The following is a 3828-nucleotide window of genomic DNA, read 5'->3' on the forward strand; positions in this document are numbered from 1 at the left end:
CCCCCCCCCCCCCCCCCCCGGACGCGGTCGCGGACGCGGTCGCCCGCTACGCCGAGCGGTACGGGCGCACCCCCGCGCCCAATCCGGAGCGGGTGCTGATCGAGATCGCCCTGGACCGGGCGATGGGCACCGTCCGCCCCCTCTGACCCGCGCCCCCTCCGGCCCGCGCCGGTGCCCCGCCCGCGTACGGCAGGACGCCGCCCCGCCCGGTCGCACATCGGGCGGGACGGCGTCGGCTCATGAGGCGGCGGGGCCGGCCGGGCCCGCTCCGCCCGTGCGGCTCAGCCGCGGGTGGCGCCGGCCGCCTGGAGCAGACGCCGCGCCTCGGCCGGGAAGGGGCGGCCCAGCACCCGGCCCCGGTCGTCGCCGACCGACATCACGGCCACCACCGTGCCGGACTGGCTCACGGCGTCGTAGTCCCGCAGCCACGGCCCGCCGCTGGAGCCCTGGGTCAGGTCGCAGGACTCCAGCAGCAGCCCGCCCACGTTCGGCTGACGGGTGTCCCGCTCGGTCAGCAGGGCGGGCGAGCCCGCGCAGTGGGCGAGCGTCTCGCCGTCGTACGGCTCGGTCGCCGGATAGCCGAGGGCCACGGTGGGCTCGGCCGGGTCGACGGGCTCGAAGCCCAGGCGGTTGGCGCCGACCGTCTCCTGGAGGGTCCGCCCGTCCTTCTCCTCCACCTTCAGGAAGGCGTAGTCGTACGGCAGGGCCTGCGGCAGACTCCCCTGCTTCCAGGCGGACTCCAGGTGCGCCGACTCCACCCGCCAGCCGGCACGGGTGGCGTTCGCGGTGCCGTGGCGGTCGTAGGCGGGGACGAACCATGCCTGCTTCCAGCGCGCCTCGCCGGGATTGTGGACGCAGTGCGCGGCGGTGACGACGACGCTTCCGTTGGGGGCGTCCACGACGGCGCCGGAGCAGGCGAGCAGCTGTCCGCCCGGATAGCTCCCGATGAGCTTCCCGACGGTCCGCACGGTGCCCCCGGGCCAGGGCACCCGGGGGGTGCCGGTCCCGTCGGCCGTCGTGCGAACGGCCACGGCGCCGGACACCGGATCGACCACGGGAACACCCAGGGGAGCGGCCCCCAGCAGCGCTGCGGAGGTCGCGACGGTGACGAACGCGGCTATGACGGCACGTATCCTGTCCATGCCCTCACGCTGCGCCCTTCCCACGCCGGCATGCCATCCGCACACCGCCGTCCGGGTGGCGCGGGACGTCCGTTCGGGCGGCCCCGGACGGACGCGTGTGTACGCCGGACGGCCCCGAGCCGGGGCTGAGCGCGGATCAGTCGGCGGAGCGCTGGGGCCGCCAGACCACCAGTGCGCTGGACTGCCGCACATCGTGGTAGGGCACCAGATCGCGGCGGTAGGAGGCGTGCACCTGCGCCTCGCGCCGGCGCATGGCCACCGCCGCGCCCTCCACCGCCTGCTGGAGCTCGGCCACCCTGGCCTGGAGGGCCGCGACCTGGTTCTCCAGCTCGATGATGCGCTTGATGCCCGCGAGGTTGATGCCCTCGTCCTGCGACAGCCGCTGCACCTGGCGCAGGAGCTGGATGTCCCGTGCCGAGTAGCGGCGGCCGCGCCCGGCAGCGCGGTCGGGGGAGACGAGACCGAGCCGGTCGTACTGCCGCAGCGTCTGCGGGTGGAGCCCGGAGAGCTGGGCCGCGACGGAGATGACGTAGACCGGTGACTCGTCCGTCAGCTCGTACGGGTTGGCGCGCCCATGCCCCTGGCCCTGTCGCCCGCGGCCGTAGCCGTCCATATCGGTCATTCTCCCTTCGCGGCCTTGAACAGCGCCGCCCGCGGGTCATCGTCCGCGGTCGCGTCACGGTAGGACTCCAGCAGATCTCTCGCCTTGTCGCTCAGTTCCCTCGGGACCGTCACCTCCATGGTGACCAAAAGGTCGCCCCTGGTGCCATCCTTGCGCGCCGCCCCTTTTCCGCGGGCGCGCATCGTCCGGCCGCCCGGCGTGCCGGCCGGGAGCCTCAGGGTGACCGGCGGGCCGCCCAGGGTGGGCACCTTGATCTCGCCGCCGAGTGCCGCCTCCGTGAAGGTGACGGGCACGGTGACGGTCAGGTTGTCGCCCTTGCGGCCGAACACCGGGTGCGGCTCGACGTGCACCACGACGTACAGATCGCCGTTCGGGCCGCCACGCTCGCCCGGAGCGCCCTTGCCGCGCAGCCGGATGCGCTGCCCGTCGGAGACCCCGGCGGGGATGCGGACCTGCATGGTGCGCGAGCTGGTGGCCCGGCCGCTGCCCTTGCAGACCTCGCACGGGTCCTGTGCGATCAGGCCGCGGCCCTTGCAGTCCACGCACGGGTCGGTGAGCGAGAATCCGCCCCCGCCGCCCCGGCTGACCTGGCCGGTGCCGACGCAGGTCGGGCAGACCCTGGGGGTGCCGTTCTTGTCACCGGTGCCCGCGCAGGCCTTGCACGCCGCCGAGCTGGACATCCGCAGCGGGACCGTGGCCCCGTCCACCGCCTCGGTGAAGCTGAGCGTCACCTCGGACTCGATGTCCTGGCCGCGGCGCGGCTGGGTACGCGTGCCCGCGCCGCCGCCCCGGCCGAACAGCCCGCCGAAGACATCCCCGAGGCCGCCGCCGAAGCCGCCCGCCCCGGGAGCGCCGCCGCCCTGGGCGCCCCCGAAGAGGTCGCCCAGGTCGAAGTTGAAGCCGCCGGGGCCGCCCGCCCCCGGGCCGGCGCGGAAACCGCCGGCGCCGAAGAGCGCGCGTGCCTCGTCGTACTCCTTGCGGCGCTTGGGATCGCCCAGGATGTCGTGGGCCTCGGAGACCTCCTTGAAGCGCTCCTCGGCCCGGGCGTCGCCCTTGTTGGCGTCCGGGTGGAACTCGCGGGCGAGCTTCCGGTACGCCTTCTTGATCTCCGCCTCGGTGGCGTCCCTGGGGACGCCGAGGACCTTGTAGTAGTCCTTCTCCACGAAGTCCTTGGTGCTCATCCCCGGCGTCCCTCCTCCCGGTGTTCCCTCGCGTCAGCCCTGCTCGGGGCCACCGCTCTCCTCATCAGCTGCCGTCTCCGCCTGCTGGTCCCCGCCCTTGGCGGGCTGCGCGCCCGGCTGGGGCTCGGCCACGCCGACCCGCGCGGGGCGGACCGTGCGCTCGCCGATGCGATACCCGGGCTGGAGGATCTGCACGCACGTCGTCTCGGTGACGTCGGGCGAGTACGAGTGCATCAGGGCCTCGTGCACCGTCGGGTCGAAGGCCTCGCCCTCCTTGCCGAACTGCTGCAGGCCCATCTTCGCCACGACCGTCTCCAGCGACTCGGCCACCGACTTGAAGCCGCCGACCAGTTCGCCGTGGTCCCGGGCGCGGCCGATGTCGTCGAGCACTGGCAGCAGTTCGGTGAGCACGTTGGCGATGGCGATCTCCTTGACCGCCACCCGGTCCCGCTCGACCCGGCGGCGGTAGTTGGAGAACTCCGCCTGGAGCCGCTGCAGGTCCTGGGTGCGCTCGTTCAGCGCCGTACGGGTCTGGTCGAGCTGGGCGGTCAGCGCCGTCCCCTGCCCGGCGTCCCCGGACACCCCGGACTCACCGGGGGCCGTCTCCTCGGCCGCCTCCTCGGCGGCCTTGGAATCCCGCACCGCGTCACCGGGCCGCTCGCCCGGCTCGCCCGGCTCGGCGGGGACGTCGGGCTCCTGCTCGAAACCCGGGGTCTCCTCCGTCACGCCGCACCACCCTTGGGCTTGTCGTCGTCGACGATCTCGGCGTCCACCACGTCCTCGTCCGCGCCGCCGGCCTTCGCGCCGCCGCCGGCCTCGCCACCCGCGGCCTGCTGGCCCTGGGCGTCGGCGTACAGGGCCTGGCCCAGCTTCTGGCTGACGG

Annotated in this window: 4 protein-coding genes; all 4 read right to left on the bottom strand. The window is 74.6% G+C overall.

Annotated features, from left to right (window positions below):
• Positions 1 to 281 precede the first annotated feature (281 nt).
• The 4 genes from LJ221_RS22260 to grpE all read right to left on the bottom strand — a co-directional run bounded on the left by LJ221_RS22260 (position 282) and on the right by grpE (position 3671).
• On the bottom strand, positions 282 to 1142 hold the full coding sequence (locus LJ221_RS22260; protein ID WP_241718503.1) for a serine protease: 861 nt from the start codon (positions 1140 to 1142) through the stop codon (positions 282 to 284).
• Between the two features lie 136 nt (positions 1143 to 1278).
• On the bottom strand, positions 1279 to 1755 hold the full coding sequence (locus LJ221_RS22265; protein ID WP_241718506.1) for a heat shock protein transcriptional repressor HspR: 477 nt from the start codon (positions 1753 to 1755) through the stop codon (positions 1279 to 1281).
• Between the two features lie 5 nt (positions 1756 to 1760).
• Positions 1761 to 2945 carry a molecular chaperone DnaJ gene (gene dnaJ / locus LJ221_RS22270; RefSeq protein ID WP_241718504.1) on the bottom strand — a complete coding sequence of 395 codons (1185 nt, stop codon included), beginning with the start codon at positions 2943 to 2945 and terminating at the stop codon, positions 1761 to 1763.
• A gap of 33 nt (positions 2946 to 2978) precedes the next feature.
• On the bottom strand, positions 2979 to 3671 hold the full coding sequence (gene grpE, locus LJ221_RS22275; protein ID WP_241718505.1) for a nucleotide exchange factor GrpE: 693 nt from the start codon (positions 3669 to 3671) through the stop codon (positions 2979 to 2981).
• Positions 3672 to 3828: the final 157 nt, after the last annotated feature.

Source organism: Streptomyces sp. CNQ085 (genome assembly GCF_022614595.1).
GTDB lineage: Bacteria > Actinomycetota > Actinomycetes > Streptomycetales > Streptomycetaceae > Streptomyces.

Bases quoted from the DNA above. Each gene is read 5' to 3' on its own strand.
- dnaJ (WP_241718504.1), bottom strand. From the start codon at position 2,945: ATGAGCACCAAGGACTTCGTGGAGAAGGACTACTACAAGGTCCTCGGC.
- LJ221_RS22265 (WP_241718506.1), bottom strand. From the start codon at position 1,755: ATGGACGGCTACGGCCGCGGGCGACAGGGCCAGGGGCATGGGCGCGCC.
- LJ221_RS22260 (WP_241718503.1), bottom strand. From the start codon at position 1,142: ATGGACAGGATACGTGCCGTCATAGCCGCGTTCGTCACCGTCGCGACC.